The 22,952-nt window shown below is 58.5% G+C and carries 20 protein-coding genes and 1 pseudogene; 11 read left to right on the top strand and 10 right to left on the bottom strand.

What is annotated here, in order from left to right; all coding sequences use genetic code 11:
* Positions 1-117: helix-turn-helix domain-containing protein (locus tag DRB19_RS31680; RefSeq protein WP_338067357.1), on the bottom strand; the 117-nt coding region annotated here is incomplete at its 3' end.
* A gap of 33 nt (positions 118-150) precedes the next feature.
* Between DRB19_RS31680 and DRB19_RS10560 the strand changes: the two genes are divergently transcribed.
* A complete protein-coding gene (locus DRB19_RS10560; RefSeq protein WP_162815650.1) occupies positions 151-1,050 on the top strand; it encodes a hypothetical protein in 900 nt (299 codons plus the stop codon).
* An 856-nt stretch (positions 1,051-1,906) separates the two neighbouring features.
* Here the strand turns inward: DRB19_RS10560 and DRB19_RS10555 are convergent.
* Positions 1,907-2,737 (bottom strand): helix-turn-helix transcriptional regulator, encoded by an 831-nt coding sequence (locus DRB19_RS10555; protein WP_245439389.1) that lies wholly within the window; start codon positions 2,735-2,737, stop codon positions 1,907-1,909.
* 650 nt (positions 2,738-3,387) lie between these two features.
* On the opposite strand from DRB19_RS10555, the gene DRB19_RS10550 reads away from it, so the two are divergent.
* The 7 genes and pseudogenes from DRB19_RS10550 to DRB19_RS10525 all read left to right on the top strand — a co-directional run bounded on the left by DRB19_RS10550 (position 3,388) and on the right by DRB19_RS10525 (position 9,687).
* Positions 3,388-4,212: a hypothetical protein gene (locus DRB19_RS10550; protein ID WP_147022011.1), complete on the top strand. Its 825-nt coding sequence runs from the start codon at positions 3,388-3,390 to the stop codon at positions 4,210-4,212.
* 308 nt (positions 4,213-4,520) lie between these two features.
* Complete coding sequence (locus DRB19_RS29865) at positions 4,521-4,682, top strand: hypothetical protein (RefSeq protein ID WP_162815648.1); 162 nt, start codon at positions 4,521-4,523, stop codon at positions 4,680-4,682.
* Positions 4,683-4,699: 17 nt separating this feature from the next.
* The gene (locus tag DRB19_RS10545; RefSeq protein WP_114186000.1) at positions 4,700-4,957 is read left to right on the top strand and encodes a hypothetical protein; all 258 of its coding nucleotides are present in this window, start codon (positions 4,700-4,702) and stop codon (positions 4,955-4,957) included.
* A gap of 29 nt (positions 4,958-4,986) precedes the next feature.
* Entirely contained in the window at positions 4,987-5,739 is a 753-nt protein-coding gene (locus tag DRB19_RS10540; RefSeq protein ID WP_147022010.1) for a hypothetical protein, read from the top strand.
* 175 nt (positions 5,740-5,914) lie between these two features.
* Positions 5,915-6,439: a hypothetical protein gene (locus tag DRB19_RS10535; protein ID WP_114186010.1), complete on the top strand. Its 525-nt coding sequence runs from the start codon at positions 5,915-5,917 to the stop codon at positions 6,437-6,439.
* Positions 6,440-7,259: 820 nt separating this feature from the next.
* On the top strand, positions 7,260-8,567 hold the full coding sequence (gene repC, locus DRB19_RS10530) for a plasmid replication protein RepC (RefSeq protein WP_114185998.1): 1,308 nt from the start codon (positions 7,260-7,262) through the stop codon (positions 8,565-8,567).
* Between the two features lie 67 nt (positions 8,568-8,634).
* Positions 8,635-9,687 (top strand): annotated as a pseudogene (locus DRB19_RS10525) (LLM class flavin-dependent oxidoreductase).
* 164 nt (positions 9,688-9,851) lie between these two features.
* Here DRB19_RS10525 and DRB19_RS10520 read toward each other — a convergent pair.
* The 7 genes from DRB19_RS10520 to DRB19_RS10490 form a co-directional block, all read right to left on the bottom strand.
* The gene (locus tag DRB19_RS10520) at positions 9,852-10,676 is read right to left on the bottom strand and encodes an ATP-binding cassette domain-containing protein (RefSeq protein WP_114185997.1); all 825 of its coding nucleotides are present in this window, start codon (positions 10,674-10,676) and stop codon (positions 9,852-9,854) included.
* Positions 10,645-11,628 carry an ABC transporter ATP-binding protein gene (locus DRB19_RS10515; protein WP_114185996.1) on the bottom strand — a complete coding sequence of 328 codons (984 nt, stop codon included), beginning with the start codon at positions 11,626-11,628 and terminating at the stop codon, positions 10,645-10,647. Before DRB19_RS10515 ends, DRB19_RS10520 begins: the two co-directional genes overlap by 32 nt.
* A complete protein-coding gene (locus tag DRB19_RS10510; protein ID WP_114185995.1) occupies positions 11,625-12,545 on the bottom strand; it encodes an ABC transporter permease in 921 nt (306 codons plus the stop codon). Before DRB19_RS10510 ends, DRB19_RS10515 begins: the two co-directional genes overlap by 4 nt.
* The gene (locus tag DRB19_RS10505; protein WP_114185994.1) at positions 12,542-13,552 is read right to left on the bottom strand and encodes an ABC transporter permease; all 1,011 of its coding nucleotides are present in this window, start codon (positions 13,550-13,552) and stop codon (positions 12,542-12,544) included. The genes DRB19_RS10510 and DRB19_RS10505 overlap by 4 nt, the downstream gene beginning before the upstream one ends.
* A 48-nt stretch (positions 13,553-13,600) precedes the next feature.
* A complete protein-coding gene (locus DRB19_RS10500) occupies positions 13,601-15,190 on the bottom strand; it encodes an ABC transporter substrate-binding protein (RefSeq protein WP_114185993.1) in 1,590 nt (529 codons plus the stop codon).
* A gap of 38 nt (positions 15,191-15,228) precedes the next feature.
* Complete coding sequence (locus tag DRB19_RS10495) at positions 15,229-15,894, bottom strand: AroM family protein (RefSeq protein WP_114185992.1); 666 nt, start codon at positions 15,892-15,894, stop codon at positions 15,229-15,231.
* 107 nt (positions 15,895-16,001) lie between these two features.
* Entirely contained in the window at positions 16,002-16,961 is a 960-nt protein-coding gene (locus tag DRB19_RS10490; RefSeq protein ID WP_210207462.1) for an AroM family protein, read from the bottom strand.
* Positions 16,962-17,126: 165 nt separating this feature from the next.
* On the opposite strand from DRB19_RS10490, the gene DRB19_RS10485 reads away from it, so the two are divergent.
* Together DRB19_RS10485 and DRB19_RS10480 are read left to right on the top strand one after the other, a co-directional pair.
* The gene (locus DRB19_RS10485) at positions 17,127-18,206 is read left to right on the top strand and encodes a DUF917 domain-containing protein (RefSeq protein WP_114185990.1); all 1,080 of its coding nucleotides are present in this window, start codon (positions 17,127-17,129) and stop codon (positions 18,204-18,206) included.
* Positions 18,203-19,759: a hydantoinase/oxoprolinase N-terminal domain-containing protein gene (locus tag DRB19_RS10480; protein WP_114185989.1), complete on the top strand. Its 1,557-nt coding sequence runs from the start codon at positions 18,203-18,205 to the stop codon at positions 19,757-19,759. Before DRB19_RS10485 ends, DRB19_RS10480 begins: the two co-directional genes overlap by 4 nt.
* Positions 19,760-20,233: 474 nt before the next feature.
* Here DRB19_RS10480 and DRB19_RS10475 read toward each other — a convergent pair whose 3' ends face one another.
* Positions 20,234-21,202: a LysR substrate-binding domain-containing protein gene (locus tag DRB19_RS10475; protein WP_162815647.1), complete on the bottom strand. Its 969-nt coding sequence runs from the start codon at positions 21,200-21,202 to the stop codon at positions 20,234-20,236.
* Between the two features lie 200 nt (positions 21,203-21,402).
* Between DRB19_RS10475 and DRB19_RS10470 the strand changes: the two genes are divergently transcribed.
* A complete protein-coding gene (locus DRB19_RS10470) occupies positions 21,403-22,938 on the top strand; it encodes an ATP-binding cassette domain-containing protein (protein WP_114185987.1) in 1,536 nt (511 codons plus the stop codon).
* The last annotated feature ends 14 nt before the right edge of the window (positions 22,939-22,952 follow it).

The following is a 22,952-nucleotide window of genomic DNA, read 5'->3' as shown; positions in this document are numbered from 1 at the left end:
CTTCGACACACAGGACGGGCTGATATCGAGTGCGGCGGCGATGGAGCGGATCGTCTCGCCGGCTTCATACCGGGCCAGCGCACGCTTCCGGAGGTCTTGTGAGTAGGGGCGTGTCATCCCAGCCAACCTTCTTCAGCCAAGAGACTTAGATTGAATCAGATCCGCCGCAGCTCGAAAACCGGATTCCGTCAAAACGCAGCGTGCTCTAAACGATCAGTGGGCGATCGCCTGCGGAGAGAGTTCGCTCCGGGCCGCGACATTCTCATCTATGTTGGAACCACAAATGCTGAGATGACAGAGTTGCCGGAGCACCGCAGCCGGCTAATTTCCGCAGTCGCGATCGAACCCAAGCAAATTCTTGAGACAAGGAAGATTGTACCGCCAGAGGTATGGGCCAATTCCTATGCCGCATGGGGCGACCGCTGGCCGCATTCGATGGCGGTGCTCGACGCTGCTGACATGGTGGGACCGCCTTACCCCCATGCCAGGGAAGTCACTCCAGTTGCATACCGATCGTTCTCTGATGTAGCCAATCGAGGCAGTATCGTAGAAGCGCTCGGCGATGAGCGGAGCGCAGTGATGGCGCTGCCGGTGAGGCGCATCACACTTAATCTTCGCGAGGACGTGCGCGCATACCTGAAACTCCGTGCCAGCTTTGATCCAAATGTCGAAAAGGCAGTGCGTCAGGAAGCGTTTCGCATGGCGGAGCGGGTTACAGATCGTGTAAAAAGGGGTGGCGAGGTCGGCGTTAAGATCAATCCATTGCGCGCTGCTCCGAACTTATCGGATCTCGTTGCTCTGTTTCTGCAGAAATGGAAGGAGCAAGTTGGGCTGTGTGCCCTTTGCAGCAGCAAAATGGTGGCTGGAGGGACAAACAAGATGCTTCAACCTTCGGCGGATCGGATTGACAGCACGAATGGGGCTTATGACAATGGAAATGTCTGGATCACGCACCTCGCTTGTAACTTGGCAAAAAACGCTCATGGATTGCCCGATTTCGAGGACTGGATCGCTGTGATCCGCGGAGCCGACCTAAGCGTATCCGACTAGGCTTAGTGCAGTACAGGGAACGGTGCCTTGGCGAAGCTTGCGGGAACAGGAGCGCCTTCACTTGGACTGAACTCTTCGACATTGCTAACTCGCTGGAGGGTGCGCACGGGAATGGCACACACCCGCATAGATGAGAGTCTCTGAGCCATTGAGTTTCTTGGCCCCTGTGTTGGCCAGGCAGAATCCTCTCTTGATAGATAAACTTATCGACAAGCTTGACCTTGTGTGTTCAGTATTGCCCTGCAGCCAAGTGGGATCCCATGCCTGATTACAAGCGTGTCTTCTTTCTTCCCTTCGTCGGAAACGAGTATCACAGCGGCGGCCTTCGAGGTCGAAAGGTCCTGCTGGTTGGGGAGTCTCGCACTACGACGAGTGGGAGACGGACGGCGCCATTACCAAGAAGGACCTGGAACCTACTTTCACCCAGGAGTGCATCCTTGAACATGTGAATGGCGACGGTGGCAGTCGCTTCTGGAACAGAGTTCGCTATAGACTGGGGGGCGAAGAGTTCAGAGGCAAACCTGCCAATGTCTTTTGGAGCCAGGTTGCATTCTACAACTTTATTCAGTCGCCGGTCTCTGGTGGCGCACGGGTCAGACCCACAGGTGACCAGTGGGCCGTTGCCGCTCCGGCCTTTCTGGAAGTTCTGATGAAGCTCCGCCCTGACCGAGTATGGATCATTGGCAGAGAGTTGTGGCGTCACATCCCTGCTCGTCAGGGCAAGGGCCCAGATATTACTGTTGAGGGAGCAACTATTCCTCTGGAGTGGTTTACGCTAGAAGACGGGCAAAAGGCCTTCGTGACTGCAACGCCGCATCCTGCGTCCTCACTCTTTGTAAGAGAGCTAGCTCCTGCTTTAGCTGAATTCGTTCACCGTGAATTCGGGACGGATGGGTCCAACCTCGGTCTCGCGAGCGTCGCTTAGAGCTGAACAGGCCTCTTGAAGGCACTCGCGGTACCTCTGTTTGAGGTCGTCTGGCTTTAAGATCTCGACGTGTTCGCCCCACCGGAATAGGTGCCAAGCCATCTCAGTGAGGCCGGATGCGGTAAACTGAATGAGCACTGATCCGTCAGGTAGATTTGTCACGACCTGATCCGGATGAAAAAGGAAACGGCGTGCATCCTCCGCGGCGCTCGGCTTGAAGCGCCATTCGATCTCATATTGCTTTCCATCCCAGAATACGCCGAAAGACCGAGCTGCAAACCGTTGGAGATCAAAAGCAGGATCTCGCGTGAAGAGCTGATCCAGAACTTCAACCGCCTCGACATTACTCAGTGCATAGAGGCGATACGCCTGGATCTCTGGATGGGGGTTAAAACCGACGAGGTAGCCGCGGGAGCCTGTAAGCAGGCCGTATGGACATAGCATCGGCCGTGATAGTTGGTTGGTGTCCCGACGGCGATAACTTAGTCGAACCTGCTTGCTCTCAAGGATAGCCCGACGGAGAGCCGAGATCACCGGCGGATCGATGCTGATCCGGGGACCAGGGCGAACGAGTGATCCACTTGCCTCAAGGAGAGCTTCGATATCCGGCTCAAGCCGACGAAGGGTCGGCCGGGGCATCGCGGATTCAAGCTTGAGGGCAAGTTGACCAAGCACATCGGCCTCACGTTCCGCACCTTGCCGGCGCAGGCTTGCAATGGCGAGTTTGAGCTCCGCAAGCTCCTCCAAGTTTGGTGTGGCCAAGGCGGAGAGTCTGCCTACCGGCAGGGACCATCGTTTGCGGTTATCATCGTCGGTTGTGACTGTGAGTCCGCCACTCGTGATGTGATCGAGTTTATTCCTTAGTCGCTCGACTGTGCGTCGGGTTACTCCAAGGCTTTGAGCCATCTCGTCGAGCGTGAGACCGCCACGTGCTTCTGACAACAGAAGTCCGAGTTGGAGCAGTCTCTCCGCCGGCGCGTACCGATCAATCTCTGAGAATCGCTTTACAATTTTGGCCATGCCGACCCACGGATACTCTGTTGATACGACCAGTTTTGTCGCATGGGTAATCTAAACACTCAAGCAGCAGCGATGGAGGTCATACAGTGCCCCGATATGGTGCTGATCGAGTTGAACACGACGAAGTCATGATCCCATCTTTCTTTCTTGAAGGATTGGACGGGGTGAAAGAGCTGGAAAGGAAACGGAAAGGGGAGGGTGAGGGGCGAGAGGCAGCCCCTGAATCGTACAATACTGTTACCAAGTTGATCGCTGGGCCATTTGCGAAGGAGGTGGCCCAAATTTGGCCGGGGCCTCGCCTTGGTGAGTATCTCACGGCCACCGACACCCGACGGCACGTGTGGCACCTGTGGTTCTCCTCGCGACGGATGTCGTTCAGGCCGGACAACCCGATGTCGACCGAACTGGCATACGCACAGCTCACATTCGGCCGCAGCAAAGACCTGATTACTCAGGCGACGGGCTCCCAGCCCGCGGGTCTGATCAGGGCTCTCGGACGGTTGGGACCGAAGGCACGGCCAGCGAGGGTCTACCGAGCTCTAGCGACAATCCTTGCCACCGACGGGCCCGGCGCGAAATTCATCCGACACGCCGCGGTGCTGCCGGATGATCTCATTTTGGGACTGGCAACACTGCCCCCTGGTTTGGAAGCGAAGTCTGTGCTTCGTCTGTTTCAGAAGGGCCGGTTGCCACCCTATGCTTTGGGTTACTTCACTTGGAGCTTAGCGCGCCTGGAGAAGCTGATGGGTTCGTCCGCTGCTCAATCCATTGTGGCGGCGCGAAATCCTCTTGAGGCAATCCGGGATGCCATACTGGATCTCCCCTTCCCGGATCCTCCTTGGCCCGGCAATAGCCTGCTTCGGCCCGTCACAGCCCGTGACAGGCTCAAGAAGGTCGGGGACGACTTCGAAAACTGCTTGCGGGGATTTCATCGTGAGCGGCAGTCGGTTCTCACCGTCATCAACGGAGTTGAATATCTCTATGAATGGTGTGGCCATGAGCCGGCACTCCTGCTGTTCCAGCGGGTCGGCTCAATCGGCTGGTTCCTCAAGGAGGCGAGGGGCCGAAAAAACGCCGAGGTCTCGGATGAAACCCGGGCCGAGATCCTCAAATCCCTTGCCTCTGCGTCCTCTCTCTGCCCGGTCTGGGATCTCGGAGAGGAGGTTTGGCACTCTGACGGCTTCTTCCAAGAGCATGTCATCTTCTCTGGCATGTAACGCAACCGCAGGCGGATCGGATTCTGCCTGCGGAGAACCCCGAATCAAGAGAGGCCCATGAGGTGGAGTCACACCCGCGCGAACCAGGGGAACAGGTTACGCCAGAGCCCCGGATTGGCTTGTTCTGGGGACTACCTGGAGCCGGCTCGCGGCCACGTCTTGTTGGCCTATCCCGCCGTGTCTCAGAGGTCTCAGAAATCGGGGGCTTCAGGACGCTGGAGGAGGGACACGTCGATATATGGCCGCGAATTACCCGTCGCTGGCCGAATCTGCGCGGCGTCCCATACGAGCATTTTCCGAGAGGACGCGTGAATTGGCGTGCTGACGACGACAGATTTCTCCTCCTGCTCGACCGGAAGCTCACGACGGAGGAGTTCATCTCAACTCTTGTAAGCCGCTGGCACCTTCCAAGGGCACGGCTCATCGTTCTGTCCGACCCGCACTACAGGTCACCCTCTCAACCATTCTGACAGAGTAGGTCTTTCTCATGAATAATCCGGATGCCGAACTGGCTCGCTTTCTCTCGTCGCTCTCAGTGTGGCTGGATGGAATGAGCAAGTTCATCACGATCAGCAAAGGGGAGTGGCGGAATGCCTACACCGGGCACCACCTGCTGGCTCAGGACCTACGGAAGCACACTTCGATGCTGAAAAAGCAAGCCTCGACCTTGAGCGAGCGCTATGGATCGCAGGACTTTGTTAAGCCCGTTCATGTTGAAGCTTCAAACAACGAAGTGCCGCTGTAGGCAGAAAGTTTTCAAGTTCGGGGGAATCCATGGATCGGACAGCAGAACGAAAGATACTTAGCAAGATCGCCACAGCAGTTGGCGCTGCTGCCGAAACACTTCAACCGGCGCCGGTAACAGGTTTCCTATCGATGAAGGGAGACAGCTACCAAGGTGAATTGATGTGGGTTGGGCGGGCCGTTAATGGTTGGACGAAGGGCTGGACCCCAATGGAACTGCGTGAGCCCGATAACGTCGCTGCGTTCGTTGAGACCGTCTGCAAGAGCGTAAGTGGAGAGAGCGGAAAAGGCCAAACATGTCCCATGCGCTGGGTGAGTGCTTTCTGGGGCAACAAGGACAGCTATAACACCAACCGATCAGCGTTCTGGCGAACGGCGAGGCGCACCATCGGTGAACTCAAGATCGCTGATGTTGAGCAGGACAACTGGCCATCGCACATGGTTTGGTCGAATCTCTATAAAGTTGCCCCCGAAGCTGGGTGGAACCCGAACGGCCAGCTTGCGAAGGTTCAGCGTGAGAAATGTCGGGAACTCCTACTGCACGAGATTTCTGCCCTTCGTCCGAAGCGTCTCGTGTTTGCAACCGGCTCCGACTGGGCCGCTGGCCTCCTAGACTCATCTTGCTTTGTTCGTGACCCCGATATGGTCGCCGGGCGCTACACTCGTCAGGCAGGGAATATCGTGATCGACGGAGACGTGATTGGGAGCTTCATCGTTGCCGATCATCCTATGGGAAAGGATGAGACGGTTTGGGTCAGAGAAGTGAAAAGCGCATTGAGCTAAAACAGCCCAGTCTCATTGTGAGGGTCCTCGACCGCGGTCGGAATCCTCCTGGAAAACTGCGGATCGAATGCTTGCCTTCCTGATTACTGCTGACCGTGTCGTTCCCAACAATTGACAGGCGGGATGGCACGGGATCACCATTTGAGGGTGGGGGCACGCCACAAGGATGGCTGCCATGGACACTTTCGACCACATTCTGAACTGGAAACTGAAACAGGGCTCGCACACGTTCCCCGGCCAGGACGGTGGAACCTGCATCAACGAAGCGGCCATTGTCGCGGCAGGCCTCCCGTACCGGCCCGTTCGGTCCGTGCAGGACATGCCAGACTGCTTCTCGCGCCCGATCTGCGCGCTGGCTATGCAATTGAACGATGAAGCCACCGATGAGGAGCGCCAGCACCTGCTGCCCTTTGTAACCCGCCTGGCCTGCGCCGACACCGCTGAGGTGGAGCGGGAGCGGGAGGTCTATATCACCACGCACCTGAGATTTCGTCAGTCATTCCAGGACTGTGTCCGGATCCTTGAGGGCGCGCTGGCCATCGGTCGGCAGGTTAACGGGCTGGCGCCCGAGGAGGTGCGGACACGCATGGCTGTCGTTCAGCGCAACGCGGCGACCCCAACCTCGGTGGCCGACCATCCCATGTTCGCCAAGATCAAGAACTGGTTTGGCTCGGTCAAGAACACAGAGCCTGCGAACTGACAGTACGATCCCTCCGAGAGGCGCGGGAGAAGAGATTGGGATGTGGGATTGCCCCGCATCCTGGGTCAGAAGGTTCTAAAATGGAGTGCCCTTAGTTCATGCGCCAGGAGCAGGCCTCTTGGATCGTGGGGCTTTGGAGATACACCACGATATTTAAAAGTAGTCTCTTGTCGTTGACCTGCATAGCACGAAGAATATTTAGCAATACAGAGTCTATTTGAATATCTCTCTGTCAGAGCTCGAATCTAGCTTGAGTCTTAAATGGCGGACATGCGGTAAGTCCACTGCAACGTGACTGGATCCATCCAAGCGCTCGACTCATTCGGACTCAGCTTTTCAGTGAAAATCACAATCAGGATTAATCGATTCTTACAGATCGACTCCACACGTAACACCGAATCGGTTCATCTCTCATGTGTTGCGAGAGAGTGGGGTACACAACGTCCGATAGCTTGAGGCAGCAAGATCATCAGCGCTTCCGAGAGGTCCCTCGCCAGACGGACTTCCGGGAGATCGTCGTGTTGGTGCTCAAAGAAGCCGGTGGCGAGATCAGTGCCGGCACAAGAGAGCGCATCGGTCTCATTGGACTGCGATCATCCCCGACCTCGCAACACTCTTCGAACGGGAGAAGACAACCGTGAACTAAGGCTAGGCAAAGCAAAAGGCCCACGAAGCTGGAAACTTCGAGGGCCTTTGGAGTCACCGAGGGACGGCGACCGGATTAGTTTGGCGACAATCCTTATGCCATCCCGATAAGCTGCGTGTCAAGAACATCGGTTTCGGTGAACGCTCCCGCTTTGCCCTCACAATGGAGGGTACGATGCAATCCGCATCGTCTGGAGGCCGGCGGCTGAGACACGCTGCTTTGGCCGCGAGGAAGTTTGCGCTCGAAACCGGGCACGTTGTTACACGAAAGGAGCTTTCAGCCTCTGCTCGTGATGCTGAAAGAGCGCTCCGTCTGAGCGCGCCGCAACGACTGGTTTTAAGCCAGCTCGTCGTCTGTTGGGGCGAACACCACATGGACAGGCTTCTCGTCTGGCCGTCCAACCAGCGGCTGACGGCGGCTACCGGACTGTCGGAGCGGGCGATCCGCAATGCCATCCAGGCCTTGATTGAGCTTCAAGTGCTCATCCCGAAGGACTTGCCAAACGGCAAGCGCTACGCCGTTCGGGACGAGAAGGGGACTGTTGTCGATGCCTTCGGCTTTGATCTAACGCCACTTTATGCCCGTCGAGGCGAGTGGGCCGCCGTCACCGCCGAGCAACAGCAACGAAAGGAACTCCTAAAGCGCTCCTTTGACGAGATCACGATCTGCCGTCGTGCCACCGAAGCGGCTTTGAGTGCACTGGCGCAGTACTATCCCAAAGTTGATCGCACTGCGCTTGAGAGCCGCGTCAGTACCCTGAAAGCTCGCACCCCGAAACGCTCCGGGACGACCCTCCCGGCCGGGCTCGTTGAGGCCTGGAACGAGATGAGACAGCTCGCTGAAGAAGCGTTCTATCAGGCAAGCTGTGACGGCACGACATGCCGACACATTGAGGCAGAGAATGAATCCTTGAGTGAGACTTGTCACAACGGCCGCCAGGATGACACGGAGCCTGGTGCTCAAGATGCTTTACCCATTGAGATGTCGCTACCAGCCTTGATCGTCGAAGCGTGCCCCGTGATCTCCGATTGTGCTCACTCGATTCGAGATGTTGTCGATCTTGTTTCAGCCGGACGATTCCTTCGAGCCTCCTTGGGAGCCCACCCAAGCGCCTGGACTGAGGCCGTCGAGGCCATCGGAGCCATGCATGCTGCAACAGCTGTGATCTACGTCCTGCAACTCTATGACGACGATGTCTCAAGCGGCAAACACAGCATCCGAAACCCTGGCGGGTACTTCCGGACTATCATTCGCCTCGTTAAGAGCGGCGAAATCGACCTTCAGACTGAGCTGCTTACCTTGCGGAGACACAAGCTTGCTCAAGGTGACAAAATCGGTCGGCCGGGAAGTGAAGTATGTTGTGGTCCGCGTGAAAAGACTTGGGTGCATGAACTACCCTCCCAAGGAAGCGGGCAGCAGCCAGCCGTAACCCGTGACTGGCGCATGGGGCATCGGCAGGGCACTAGCGGGGTTACCATTTAAAGGGCAGCTGATAGCTGTGATGGTGGGACTATGACTGGGGCGAAGGCCCTATGGGAGGACCATTCTTATGGAACTTGGACTCTACACCTTCGGCGACGTGGGCGCCGATCCGGCGACGGGACGCCGGGTTGGTCCGGCGGAGCGCCTCCGCAACCTGGTGGAAGAGATTGTTTTGGCCGACCAGGCGGGACTGGATGTGTTTGGTCTCGGCGAGCATCACCGGCCCGACTATGCGGTTTCAGCGCCTGCTGTAGCCCTGGCAGCCGCAGCGACCCAGACAAAGCGCATTCTCCTGACAAGCGCGGTGACGGTGCTCAGTTCCGATGACCCAATCCGCGTGTTTCAACAGTTCGCCACCCTCGACAATCTCAGCGAGGGGAGAGCCGAGATCATGGCCGGCCGCGGCTCCTTCATCGAGTCTTTCCCGCTCTTCGGCTACGACCTTGATGATTACGACACGCTCTTTGCCGAGAAGCTGCAACTCCTGATGCAACTCAACGAAAGCGAGCAGGTCAGCTGGCCGGGCGGGAAACATACTCCTCCGATCACAGACCGTGGCGTCTATCCGCGGCCTTATCAGGAGAAACTGCCGATCTGGATCGCAGTCGGCGGGACCCCGCAGTCTCTTGCTCGTGCCGGGGTCCTCAATCTGCCATTGGCTCTTGCCATCATCGGGGGAGAGCCAGCGCGTTTTGCACCCTTGTTCGACCTCTACCGGCAGGCAGCCCAGCGGGCCGGCCACGATCCCGCAACCCTGAAGACATCCATCAACGTGCACGGATTCGTCGCCGACACCACCCAGGAGGCTGCCGACACCTTCTATGCCCCGCAGGCGGACGTGATGAACCGGATTGGGCGGGAGCGCGGCTAGCCGCCGACGAGCCGCCAGCAGTTCGACGCGGCCAGGGGACCGCGCGGTGCGCTGTTCGTCGGAAGCCCTGCCGAGGTCACGGACAAGATCCTGGCCGCGCATGAGATTTTCCGGTTCGACCGCTTCTTGATCCAGATGGCTATTGGCGTGATAGACCACCTCAAGCTGATGCGGGCGATTGAGATCCTCGGAACGAGGGTGGCACCAGAGGTGCGAAAGGCGATTGGTGTGAAAAGTCAAACCGCGTGAGCGGTTGTCTCGATCAGGCGATCTCCAGAGTCAGCCAGTCTGTTGCCGGGTAAGTCAGAGCATAGGCCGTATTAGCCGCCACCCCGATTGACCGGCTCCCGCCGAAAGCCGATCCAGTGTGCGTACCCGAACCTACGATGTGCCGCCCGGCAGACTGACAAGGATTAAATTGCAAGTCGCGGCAGGCGTGGCACGCTGTCGATGAGCTGACGAGTGTAATCATTCTGCGGATGTGCGAACACGGACTCGGTTGTCCCCTGTTCGAGGACTTTGCCTTGGTTCATGACGATCACGTGGTCGCAGATGTGACGGACAACGGCTAGGTTGTGGGAGATGAACAGATAGGTGAGATTCAGTCGCTGCCTAAGCTCTTGCAAGAAGGTGATGATCTGGGCCTGCACGGAGACGTCGAGAGCTGAGGTCGGCTCATCAAGCACAAGCAGCCGGGGCTCAAGTGCGACGGCACGGGCGATGCAGATACGCTGCTTCTGGCCACCGGAAAGTTCGTGCGGAAAGCGGTATTTGAAGGCTTTAGGCAGGCTCACAATATCTAGAAGAGCGTCGATCCGTCGTTCGAGCTCGATGCCTCGCAGATTTGTCTGGATCAAAAATGGCTCGGCAAGGGCGCTGTGGATAGTATGACGCGGATCAAGGGATGAATGCGGGTTCTGAAATACGATCTGCATGTGTCGGCGCATACGACGAAGCTCCTCACCGGACTTGGCCGTCAAATCCCCGCCCTCGAACACAATGCGTCCGGCCGTGGGCTCGATCAGTCTCATGACGAGGCGTGCGACAGTCGACTTGCCTGACCCTGACTCGCCCACGATGCCGAGGACATCACCGGCGTTGACACTGAGAGAAACGTCATCGACGGCGCGGAACTCTTTGCCGCCCGAGACGAAAACCTTTGTGAGCCCAGTGACCGAGAGGATCGAGCCGTCATCGGTGTTAGCGTCAGTCGAGGGCGTGATGGCAGGCGACAACATGGTCGGCTCCGATGCTTGTCATTGCAGGCTTATCACTCGTACAGATCGCCGTTGCGCGCGGACAGCGCGGATGAAAGCGACAGCCCGAAGGCGGGTGGATCAGGTTGGGGATTGTGCCCGGAATGGCTTCGAGGCTCTGGTGATCGCCCTCGATGTCAGGCAAGGCTCCCAGCAGGCCCTGGGTATAAGGATGACGCGGGTGTGTCAGGATGTCGTTCGTCGCTCCCTGCTCGACAACGACACCCGCATACATCACCGCGACACGCTGAGCGATGGCAGCAATGGCGCCCACATCGTGGCTGATCATCACAACTGTGAGACCGAGACGATGCACGAGATCGCGCAGAAGGTCGAGAATCTGGGCTTGGATCGTCACGTCAAGTGCCGTCGTGGGCTCGTCAGCAATCAGAAGCTTGGGCTCACCGGCAAGCGCCATGGCGATGAGGATGCGCTGGCGCATGCCGCCCGAGAGCTGATGCGGATAGCTGGCCTCCACCCGTTCCGGATCACGGATTTGCACCTGATCCAGAAGCTCGCTGCAACGGCGGCGACGCTCTTGCCGCGAGAGGGCAGGCCTGCTCAAGGCACGAGCGTGCGCCACCAGGACATCGGATAACTGGCGCCCGACCGTGAGAAGTGGGTTGAGGTAGGTCATCGGATCCTGGAAGATCATTGAGATCTTCACGCCACGGATCCGGCGCCACTCCGCCTCATTGAGTTCGTCGAGCGGCATAGAGTCGAACGTCATCCGACCACTGGTTCGCCGGGCTCGCTGGGGGCCGATACCGAGGATAGAACGAGCCAGAACAGTCTTGCCGCAGCCGCTCTCGCCGACGATGCCGAGCGTCTCGCCCTGAGCAAGAGACAGGTTGATGCCATCCAGCACCTTCAAGGTACCGTCGAAGGTGGGAATATCGAGATGATAGTTCTCGATGCTGAGCAAAGCAGTCATCGGCTGCGGCTCCTTGGGTCGAGAATATCACGCAGCCCGTCGCCGAGAAGGTTAAAGCCTAGAACCGTCAGGAAGATGGCAAGACCCGGAAAGAGGGAATACCACCACCAGTCTGGCATGTAGGTACGGGCCACGGAGATCATTGAGCCCCACTCGGGAAGGGGCGGTTTGGCACCAAGGCCTATGAAGCCAAGGCTGGCAGCCGAGAGGATCGCCATGCCCATGTCCATGCTGGCCTTGACGATGATTGGCGTCAGGCAGTTCGGCAGGATGTGCCGCCGCAAAATCCATGGGGTGCTCGCACCAAGGGCCCGTGCGGATTCAACGTAGAGTTCCTCTTTGACGGAGAGAGTCTTGGATTCGACAAGACGCACGTAACCTGGCCACCACACGAGGGAGAGCGCGATCACGCAATTGGTGATGCCCGGGCCGAGCGCCGCCACAATCGTGAGCGCGAGCGCAAGGCCAGGAACGGAGAGGAACAAGTCCGTCACCCTCATAATCACCGCGCGGGTAAAGCCGCCATGATAGCCCGCAATAATGCCAAGCGGCACGCCGATGCCAGCACCGACTCCGGTGATGATGAGCCCAATCCAGAGGGACGTACGGGCACCCACGATGATGCGGGACAGGATATCTGCACCCATTTCGTCTGTGCCGAATGGATGAGCAAGACTTGGCGAGAGCAGGCGCTGACTGAGATTGACGGCGCCTGTGGTGTCCTCCGGGTAGGGTGCAAGCACCGGTCCGAAGATGGCGAGGATCAAAAACAGCACCACGAGCGCAAGGCCGAGCATCGATGAGAAGCTGCCAGCAAAGAGATGCGTATAGAGACGCCATTGCCGGATCGTGCTTGCGTGACGCTCGCGGAAGGACGGAATTTCCGGCGCTGTGGCCGGGAGATCGGCTGACGTCATCGTGCGCTCCTCAGGCGAGGATCGATCCAGGCATAGGCCAGATCGACAAGCATATTGGTGATCATGAACAAGAAGCCGATCACGAGGGTTACGCCCACTACTGGCTTGAAGTCTGATGCCAAGGCGGACGAGACAGCATAGAGCCCGATCCCAGGCCAATCGAACACGGTCTCTACGAGCACGGTCGACCCAAGCATCCAACCGAAGCGCAGTCCAATCATGGCGATGGTCGGGAGGAGAGCGTTTTTCAGGGCGTAAAGCATGACGATCCGGCGAGAGTCGATGCCGTGCGCCCGAGCAGCGACGATGTAATCGGACTGCAGCACCTCGATCATCTCGGCCCGGTTTACCCGCAGAATCGAAGCCAAGCACGGGAAGGAGAGAACAATGGCAGGCAGAATGATATGCGAGAGCGCCTCCCGGAACGTCTCGAAGTCGCCTCTGAGAAGAGTGTCGACGAGCAGCAAGTGAGTAATCGGCTCCGGAGCGAGCGCAGTCAGCGGCAGTCGCCCAGAAACGGGCAGGAGTTCAAGACGCACCGCGAAGAACAGCTGCAGCAGGATGCCGAACCAAAACGCGGGCAGCGCGACACCTGAAATCGAGAGAATGCGTGTCACCTGGTCGATAAAGCGATCCTTATAGACCGCAGACAGCATTCCAAACGGCACGCCGATAAGAATGCCGAGCGTCATCGCGACGAGTACAAGCTCCAGTGTTGCGGGCACATAGCGCGCGAGCTCTTCCATAACAGAGCGGGTGGACACGATCGAGCGGCCCAAATCGCCTGTCAGTAGGTCGCCCATATAGATGAGGAACTGCTCGATCAGCGGACGATCGAGGCCGTATTCGCGCCGGATGGTCTCCACCATATCGTTGGTGGCGTCAGGGCCGGCGACGAGGCGCGCCGGGTCTCCCGGCGCGACATTGGTGATGATGAAGGTCAGTGCAGCCAGGCCCAGCATGGTCCCAATCAGAACCGCGACCTTGCGCAAGGTAAACAGAACCATCGCGTTACTCGCATTCCATAGGGATTGCCATGACTGGCCAAGCCCTCATTACTTTGCGTCAATCCAAAGCGGGTAGAGATCGACCTCGCCGGTAAAGCGAACTGGGCTGAAGACGAAGCCCTTCAGATAGTCCCGGTGGGCCCAGCGCCGGTTCTGCAGCATCCCGAAGACCTCGGGCTGATCCTCGACGATCTGGGTCTGGATCTCCGCATAAAGCTTCGCGCGCTCATTCCAGTCGCTCGTGCGCCGGGCGGTGTCGATCTTCGCTGTGACGTCCCGGTTATTGTAGAACGACATAGCGAAATACTGGCCGTGCGAATTCGGGTGATACTGATATGCCACTGCATCTGGGTCAGTGGAGATCGGCGTCACAAAGACCGAGGTCATCGCCGGTGATGTTTCCACCTTTGCTCCCTTAGCCACCATGTTTGGCCACTGTTCCGGCCGCAGGTCCACCTTGATATTGAGGGGGGCTAGGTTGTCGAGCAGAAGCAAACCGATGCGGCGAGCCTCCTCAAGGCCAGCGACGTGATAGTACTCAAGCGTCACACCACCTTGGGGGTGCTGTGACTTGGCAAGAAACTCCTTGGCCTTAGCAAGGTCCTTGCGGGGAACAGACGGAACGCTGATGTGGCCGCGGATTGCATCCGGGAACGGGCTCGTTTGGAGCTTGGCCGCTCCGTTGTAGATCTGAACGAGGCCGTCGTAGTCGAGCGCATGGGCAATGGCCTTGCGCAGGTTCTTGTCAGCAGTGGGACCCTGCTGGGTGTTAAATTTGATGCTGAAGGTTGTCATGCCAGGATAATCCTGGATCGTGACGCCGCGCTGGCGAGCCATCTGCACGTAGTCGTCTGGCGTGAGTCCTTCGACGATGTCCGCCTCGCCACGCTGGAGCGACGCCTTCTGGGCGGCCGGCTCGCGGATGATGCGGTAGATCACGCCACCCGGCCGGTTGGCTTCACGTTGCGGCCATCCCTTCCAGTAGTCAGCGACCGCCTCGACCTCATAGAGAACGTTTGGTTCCCACCGCTTGAGCTTGAACGGGCCGGAGCCTGCGGCATGGTCGGTCAGCCACTTCTGGCCGTAATCACCGTCGACTTCGTTCGCCTTCACTTCCTTGGGATTGACGACATACCACCATGGCAGGAACGACAGGAACGCAGAGTAGGGCGAGTTCAGCTTGAAGCGGATCGTACGCGCATCCACCACCTCGATGTTCTCAGGGGTCAGAAAATCCTTGAGCATCCAGGCCACGCCCTTGTTGAGCTTGAGCCCGCGCTCGAACGAGTAACGGATGGCCTCTGCATCGACCGGGTCGCCGTTGTGGAACTTGGCGTTGCCGGTGAGATGGAAAGTCCAGGTCTTACCGTCCTCGCTTGTCTCCCACCGCTCGGCCAACCACGGCTTAATCTCCGCCGGATTGCCCTCGTATTTCACTAGGGCGTCATAGACCGCCTGCTGCATCATGCGCGTCGACCAATCGTAGCGCACATGGGGATCAAGGACGGGGATCGCCTGGCGCCCGCCGAATACCACGACCTTCCGGCCTTCGACCCGTTCAAAGGCCTCGGCCGGACCAGCCTGAAGCATGCCTACTATCAGGCTTGCTGCTGCGACCCCGTAAATCCAGTTGCGCATCCTCTTCACTCCTGTTCCCTTTTGGTTATGGACTAGCTTCAGATGATCTGCCGGACTGCTCCGGACACAATGCGGCGTGAGAGAAGCACAGGAGCCGAAATCGATTGCCGCGCAGCGGCGCGCATCGCCTCCGAGTATCCCATGCAGTGCATGACCACGAGGTCGCAATCGGCCAAAGCCGCAGCTCTCTCGGCGATGTCGTCGCCCGCGTAGGGAGAGGCGGCGACCAGCTTGGGAGTGCGAGAGAACACGTGACGCTTGGGAAACTCCTCAACCTGACGTGCAAGCGGCAGGATCACGCCCAAACGCTGGGACGAAGCGGCCAAAGCCTCCACCATGGAGTCAACGACACGCTGCGACTCGATCATGAACGTTCGGCGCAGGGGCTTCACATGCGTGCCTGTGCAGAGCAACACAATTGCGTCGAAGCCTTGCTGATCGATGCGCTCCAGGAGCTCCTCAAGGCGGATCTCGACCCGTTCCTTGGAAATAGTGACCTCACGCCCGTTCCGAAGGCGGGTTGCGAAGGAGGTTTCGCCCGGTGCAGGCACGAGGGCCCGGATCTCGTCTTCAGGAACGTCGTCGAGTGCACCGAACTCGTGAGCCTCGACGTCTCCTCCGATGTCCGACAGCATCTCGGGGACGATGTCGCTCCGAGGACTCTGGCCGATGGTTACGAATGCTAGTCGCAGCTTCTTCGTCATGATCCAGCTCTGTATTTCGAGACAACAGAGGCTAGCTTCTGAATTCGGTAGTCAGCTATAGGGGATTGCCCCTATTTGTGGCATGCTAAAGAACTAGGCAATTTGCCTCACAATCCCGGGTGTTCTGCCGAAACGATGAGCCTAATGAGGGCGCTCGTGGAGGCAACCTCCATCTTGCTCATGACCTTAGAGCGGTGGATTTCTACAGTCTTAGGACTAATGCCGAGCTGGCGGCCAATCGCTTTATTGGACAACCCTTCGGCTGCGAGCGAGAGCACTTGCCGCTCACGCGGGGTCAGCCGCTGCAATCTCTCGGCCAAGATCGGCGCTGTATCGTAGGTTCGTGCTACATCCTTACGACCGTCGAGAAGCAGGCGCATGGCACCTGCCACTAATCGGCGGGCGAGAACCACCGGCTTCCCACTCGCCCGCGCCACCATGGTCCGATCAGCCTCGCTGAAACCGACAGAATTCAGCACGATGATCTCGCTTTCTGCCAGATCGACCAGTGCCCGCGCCAGAGCATCCCGATCGCCCGGTGACGCGTGGCTTACAAGGACACGGTAGGATGCCAAGGCAGGAATGCTTACCTCCTGCACCTGCTGAGCCAGAGGCTGCACGACCCCGATCGCGTCACCTTGGGCCGCGAGGGCAAGAATACCGGCCTCGATGGCCCGCTGTGCATTGACAGTCGGACACCGGCTATCAAACTCTCGAAACAATCCGGTGGACAGAATCACCACAAGGTCAAAATCGCTCGGCCCAAATTGGGCGAGAATACCCGCAAGGCGTTCTGCAACGCGGGGCTTGGAAACAATCACGTTGCTCCCATCCGAAAGGCGGGTGGCCAGGGAATACTCCGACGGAGACGGCGCCAGCTCGACGATCTCACGGTCAGAGAGGCCATTTAAGGCTCCGAATTCCGTGGCAGCGATGGGCAGGTCGAGCTGAGCTAAGATTTCGGGAACAACATCCATGCGCGGTGTTTGCCCGACACTCAAGAAGGCTACACGCAATAAATGCGACTTCTCGGCTGAACTCACTGTCGTTGCGCTGTGGTCGAGCACCTAACCTATTCCTGCCCTTATAGAATTTAACCCACGGCGGCGCGTTGGAGCAAGCCACTTCGGGGCGGAGGGTGCCAATTTAGGGCCAAACGGATTAGGTGCACACCCTTATTTCAGGGGCTTCACCAGCTCGGTATCGTCACCAGCGTAACCGGAGGTGACAGAATGATCCGCGAATTCGCAGCGGAAGAGATTGATCCGCTCGCTATCGGCGCCTGGATTCTTGGCACCGGAGGCGGGGGGAGTCCTTATCTTGCCCAGCTCAACCTGAAGCAACTTTATGCCGACGGAAAGACTTGCCGCCTGCTTGATCCGCTCGCGCTAGAGGATGACGATTACGTCGCCGTCGTCTCGAAGATGGGTGCGCCGCTCGTCGGCCAAGAACGCCTTGTCGATCCCGTCCATCTCGCCCGCTCTGTGCTGGTGATGGAAGATTACATTGGCAAGCAGTTCCGCGCGATCATGAGTGTGGAGATTGGCGGCGGCAACGCGATCTCGCCATTCCTTGCCGGGGCAGTTCTTGATCGTCCTGTGGTGGATGCGGATGCGATGGGCCGGGCCTACCCCGAGGCCCAGATGACGAGTTTCGCTATCGGCGATCTGCAGATGTATCCTCTGAGCTTGGTCGATTGCCGCGACAACGAGGTGTTGGTCACCCGCGCTGCATCGTGGAAATGGATGGAGCGGATCTCGCGCAAGGTCTGCACCGAGGTTGGCTCGACCTCAGCTACCTGCAAAGCTCCACGTACGGGCAAGGAGGTCAAGGAGTGGGGGGTTCTCCACACTGTCACCAAGGCAACCCGCCTTGGACAGGCCGTCCTGAAGGCCCGTGCAGCTCATGAAGATCCGATTGCCGCCGTGCTCGCGCACGAGGGGGGTAAAATCGTGTTCAAGGGCAAGGTAGCTGATGTCGACCGCCGCACGACCGGTGGCTTCTTGCGTGGCGCAGCCAAGCTGGAAGGGCTTGATACCGATCGCGGTAGCAAAATGGAGCTTGCGTTCCAGAACGAGTGGGCGGTCGGGTTCCGGGACGGTGAGCCTGTGGTGATGACGCCGGATCTGATCTGCGTGCTCGACACGGTCTCCGGGGAAGCGATTGGCACAGAGACGCTACGTTACGGCCAGCGAGTGACGGTTATTGCCCTCCCGGCTCCAGAGATCCTGCTCACACCGAAGGGACTCGACCATGTCGGTCCCCGGGCCTTCGGCTATGACCTCGAGTTCAAATCGGTATTCGCAGCATGAAACGCATCGGCATTGACGTTGGCGGCACCAATACGGACGCCGTCCTGATCGACTCCACGACAGTTCTGGGAGCTGTGAAATCACCCACGACGGCGGATGTGATGTCCGGCGTTGTGAAAAGCATTGAGCATCTGGTTCAGAGCCATGCTGACGCAGTGCATGATCTCGACGCCGTTATGATCGGCACGACGCATTTCACCAATGCGGTAGTCGAGCGTGCCCGGCTTGACCGGGTTGCCGCGATCCGAATCGCCATGCCGGCATCGGCCTCGCTGCTTCCCATGGTCGATTGGCCGGCGGATCTACGTGAGGCCGTGAATCCGCTCAGGTTCATGGTCGAGGGCGGACATGAATATGATGGGCGCCCGCTCGTGCCGCTGGACAAAGACGCTATCCAGGACGCTGCGATGCAGATCCGTGATGCGGGGATCACAGCGGTGGGCATTACGGCTCTCTTTTCGCCGCTCACCGCGGAATGCGAGCTCGAGGCGGCAGAGATCGTCACTTCGGTTCTGCCGGAGGCGCGCATCACGCTCTCGCATCGGCTCGGTCGCATCGGGCTGCTGGAGCGCGAGAACGTTACGCTGCTTAACGCTTCGCTCCAGAGCCTTGGGAAGAAAACCGTCGACGCCTTCCGTAGTGCGCTCGCGAGCGTCGGCATCCGAGCACCATTCTATCTAACTCAGAACGATGGAACGGTGGTTCTGGCTGAGGTCGCTGCCGCGAACCCTGTCTACAGCTTCGCCTCGGGCCCTACCAATTCCATGCGCGGGGCGGCCTTCCTATCCGGCCGGGACGAAGGAATGGTTATCGACGTCGGCGGAACGACCAGTGACATTGGTTATCTCGTCAACGGATTTCCACGTGAGGCCAATAACATCGTCGAGGTTGGCGGCGTGCGTACGCTGTTCCGCATGCCCGATTTGCTGCCGATGGGCCTCGGAGGTGGCACGATCATTGACCCCAACACCGGCAAGATCGGCCCCCGGAGCGTCGGTTACCGCATTACGGAAGAGGCGCTCGTCTTCGGGGGGAGCACGCTCACAACGACGGATATCGCGGTTGCGGCCGGATTGGTCGAGATCGGCGATAAGGACAGAGTCCGCCACCTGGACCGTGCGCTCGTCGCCAAGCACCTCGCCGGCATCCATGCCATGATCGAGGATGGCGTCGATCGGATGAAGACATCGGCTGGCGACACTCCGGTTATCGTGGTCGGCGGGGGTGCCTTCCTCGTTCCGGATCAGCTTGAAGGTGTCAGCGAGGTCATTCGCGTGCCGCATGCAGGCGTTGCTAATGCCCTTGGGGCCGCCATGGCTCAAGTCTCTGGCGAGGTTGACCAAGTCTTCTCTGGACTGACGCGCGATGCTGCTATCGCCGCAGCCCAGGAGATCGCGACCAGCCGAGCAGTAGAGGCAGGCGCCGATCCGAAGTCGATCAGCTTGGTTGATGCGGAGGATATCCCGATTGCCTATCTGCCCGGAGATGCGCGCCGCGTTCGAGCACGTGTCGTCGGCACCATCAGCAGGCCACGGGTGCGGCTCGTTGCTTAATCCTTGGGATCAGACGACGTACCCGACCCGTCTGATCCCGCCGAGACTATGACTGCTGGGATATAGGGACATGATACTGCTCCGGTTGGTGAATAGGCCCTCCAGAGCCCACTCACTATGATTACAAGGCCTCGGAGAATTCCGGGGCCTTTTTCATAGAGCAGATCAGTAAGGTAGGGCTTATGGGAGAGGACGCACTGTGCTTTCGCTCGCTCGACATGAGTACATAGCGGTGGTACACACGGTTAAATTAGGGCTAGGTTAAGCCATTGATTTTGCTGATGTACCGGCGTTTAAGGTACAATCCTCACCTGGGTGCCAGACCACGAATTCAGCAGAGTCCCCCCGCCCTTCAATTCCAGGAATCTTGCGCGAAGGAGGTGCTTCGCCTTGTGCAGGTGCGCGGTCCTCACCGCTAGCATGAGCTGCTTTCTCTCAGGAATTTGGCAGCGGATTACGATAGCGCCTTTGATGTTATTTCACGTAGAGGTCCGCCTCACGCTCGGTTGACGCCTCCTCGGCCAGCCATTGTCTGAACAGAGTTAGGTGCGGATCCGCCGCACGGCTCTCATGGAAGAGCAGGTGATAGTTTCCGGCGCTGCGTATCCCGGGCTTGAACGGACAGATCAGGTCGCGGGCTGCTTCGTAATGTCTGAGCAGCACGGTGGGTACAATCGCGACTCCCTTACCAGAACGCGCTGCTTCCATCGCCATAAAGAAGTGTCCGAAATAAAGCGCATCCTGGTCGGGATCTAGCGAGGATCCGTTCGCCTTGAGCCAGTCATGCCAGGCATATCGGCGCGTCGTGACATGAATAAGCCGGTAACGCGCGAGGTCGTCAATCGACATAACTGGGTCATTTGCATCAATCAGCTGTTGAGCGCAGACAGGGGCAAGTACATCGGGGAACAGCAAGTCCGAATGGATGCCACGCCAATCCGTGACCATGTCCATTTCTATTCTCGGGTTGTCGGCACCGAATTCCTCTCCCGGGATACGACCAACACGGATCGCCAGATCCGCGCCTTTTGCCTGAAGGTCCACCGGCTCAATTGAGTTGATGATGCGCACCTCGGCTTTGCCTTGTGCTTCCGAGAATGCAGCAAGACGCGGCATGAGCCAAAACGACGAGATCGTTGGGAGAACGCTGATCGTTATGACCTCCCGACGGCCGTCGCGTCGCAGGCGTCCGGTTGCATTCTCAACCTCGTCGAGGGCCCTTCCTATCGATATAGAATATTGTTCGCCTTCAGGTGTGAGCTCAACCTTGCGGATCGACCTCGTGAACAGTGCCACGCCCAGATGCTCCTCCAGAAGCCGAATCTGGCGACTGACGGCGCCCTGGGTAACCAGCAGTTCCTCCGCAGCCTTAGTAAAGGACAAAGTTCGTGCCGCAGCCTCGAAAGCTCGCAGAGCGGATAACGGAGGAAGCTTGCGTCGCATGGTCCTGGATCCCGAGGCCATCTTATCGCAAGCCTACCCGATATTGTTCGGAGATCCAGCCCCGCTCCCTTGCTCATGCATGAGCTATTGTCATCCATGGCGCCCAATTATTCATTTGTTGGCGCACCGAGAAGTCCTCTAGCTTTGATCCTATTCAAGGGATTCTCTGGCTGAGGAGCGCCGCCAGGCACCTGCAGCCAGTGCCAGACCCGACAAAGGGAGGGCTTGTGACAACATCCGTTGCGCCTGTCTTCGAGGTCAAGGGAGTTGCAAAGCACTACGGTGCAACCTGTGCTCTTCGCGCTGCGTCCCTACGCCTCTTTCCCGGACGGGTTCACGCCCTTCTTGGAGAGAACGGGGCCGGCAAGAGTACGATGGTGAAGATCATTGTCGGGGCCATTCAGCACGAACAAGGCGCAATCACGATCGATGGCTCTGCCGCACGCTTCCGTTCCGTTCAGGACGCCATCGCAGCCGGAATTATTCCGATCTACCAGCACCTGAGCCTGTTTCCCCATCTCAGCATCGTCGAGAATCTCTCGGCCTTTTCATATGGCAGCACGAAAAGCCTTTCGGCGAAGTCCGCCACCATCAGCCGCCAAGAAGCAGAGACCTGGCTCAAAGCCGTCGGGCTCGATCTGGATCCCGAGACGCCTGTTGAAGCCCTTTCAATCGGCGAAAGACAGCTTGTGGAGATTGCCCGCGGCCTCGGGCAGAAGTGCAAGGTTCTGGTGCTTGATGAGCCGACCGCTGCACTGACCCAGGAGGAGGCTGAGCGCCTCTTTGGCGTCGTCCGCACTCTGTGCTCCCAACAAACTGCCGTTCTGTTCATTAGCCACAAATTCGATGAGATCGATGCTCTCGCCGACGATGTTACAGTGCTGCGGGACGGTCGGACGGTCATCGATGGGGAGCCACGCGCAACTCTGACCCGCACAGATCTGGTTCGCGCGATGCTCGGAGAGGCCGTCGATATTGCGATCCGAGATCTGCCGCCCCCTGGAGACGTCACGCTTCGCGCAAGCAAGCTTCAACTTCACGCGAACTCATCGCCATTTGACGTTGCGGTTCGCGCCGGCGAAATCGTTGGACTTGCCGGCCTGGTTGGCTCGGGGATGCTTGAACTAGCATCGGCTCTGGCTGGCGCTTGCTCTACCGTCTCAGGCATGTTGAAGGTCGGCGAGCGGGCCATCCCTTTGGGTGATCGTGGAAGAGCCGTTGCTGCTGGCATTGGCTATGTTCCCAGCGACCGCCATGCGGAAGGGCTGTTTCCGATGTTGACGGCGCTGCAAAACGCCTCTGCATCTATAATCAAAAGCTTCTCGACCCACGGCATTCTTCACCGAGAGGTAGAGAGTGAAAGCATCTTGCCATGGCTGCAACGCCTTAAGCTGCATCCCTTTCAACCAGATCTGCAGGCTGGTAATTTCAGTGGGGGCAACCAGCAAAAGCTCCTCATATCGCGCAGCTTATCTTTGCCGCAGCTCCGTGCTTTGATCGTTCTTGAGCCAACCCGCGGCGTTGATATTGCGGCCCGAGAGACGATTCATGAAGCAATCATTGAAGCCGCTCGAAATGGAGCTGCTGTTGTGCTGGCTTCAAGCGACCTCGATGAAGTGATGGCTCTCTCTCATCGTATCCTGGTCGTGCGCCATGGAAATGTTGAATGTGAACTCCCTTGGGGAGCCGGCCGAGCCGCTCTCATGCAATCCCTGGCAGGGAGGGCGGCTGCTTGACGGCTCTTACGGTT

Source organism: Microvirga aerophila (genome assembly GCF_003332305.1).
GTDB lineage: Bacteria > Pseudomonadota > Alphaproteobacteria > Rhizobiales > Beijerinckiaceae > Microvirga > Microvirga aerophila.
This window is presented reverse-complemented; position numbering and strand designations above follow the sequence as displayed.

What these genes read in the sequence shown, in the direction of transcription:
- repC (WP_114185998.1), top strand. Translation starts at nt 7,260, where the DNA reads ATGCAATCCGCATCGTCTGGAGGCCGGCGGCTGAGACACGCTGCTTTG.
- DRB19_RS10510 (WP_114185995.1), bottom strand. Translation starts at nt 12,545, where the DNA reads ATGACGTCAGCCGATCTCCCGGCCACAGCGCCGGAAATTCCGTCCTTC.
- DRB19_RS10495 (WP_114185992.1), bottom strand. Translation starts at nt 15,894, where the DNA reads ATGACGAAGAAGCTGCGACTAGCATTCGTAACCATCGGCCAGAGTCCT.
- DRB19_RS10500 (WP_114185993.1), bottom strand. Translation starts at nt 15,190, where the DNA reads ATGCGCAACTGGATTTACGGGGTCGCAGCAGCAAGCCTGATAGTAGGC.
- DRB19_RS10480 (WP_114185989.1), top strand. Translation starts at nt 18,203, where the DNA reads ATGAAACGCATCGGCATTGACGTTGGCGGCACCAATACGGACGCCGTC.
- DRB19_RS10545 (WP_114186000.1), top strand. Translation starts at nt 4,700, where the DNA reads ATGAATAATCCGGATGCCGAACTGGCTCGCTTTCTCTCGTCGCTCTCA.
- DRB19_RS10515 (WP_114185996.1), bottom strand. Translation starts at nt 11,628, where the DNA reads ATGACTGCTTTGCTCAGCATCGAGAACTATCATCTCGATATTCCCACC.
- DRB19_RS10485 (WP_114185990.1), top strand. Translation starts at nt 17,127, where the DNA reads ATGATCCGCGAATTCGCAGCGGAAGAGATTGATCCGCTCGCTATCGGC.
- DRB19_RS10520 (WP_114185997.1), bottom strand. Translation starts at nt 10,676, where the DNA reads ATGTTGTCGCCTGCCATCACGCCCTCGACTGACGCTAACACCGATGAC.
- DRB19_RS10550 (WP_147022011.1), top strand. Translation starts at nt 3,388, where the DNA reads ATGTCGACCGAACTGGCATACGCACAGCTCACATTCGGCCGCAGCAAA.
- DRB19_RS10505 (WP_114185994.1), bottom strand. Translation starts at nt 13,552, where the DNA reads ATGGTTCTGTTTACCTTGCGCAAGGTCGCGGTTCTGATTGGGACCATG.
- DRB19_RS10540 (WP_147022010.1), top strand. Translation starts at nt 4,987, where the DNA reads ATGGATCGGACAGCAGAACGAAAGATACTTAGCAAGATCGCCACAGCA.
- DRB19_RS10475 (WP_162815647.1), bottom strand. Translation starts at nt 21,202, where the DNA reads ATGCGACGCAAGCTTCCTCCGTTATCCGCTCTGCGAGCTTTCGAGGCT.
- DRB19_RS10535 (WP_114186010.1), top strand. Translation starts at nt 5,915, where the DNA reads ATGGACACTTTCGACCACATTCTGAACTGGAAACTGAAACAGGGCTCG.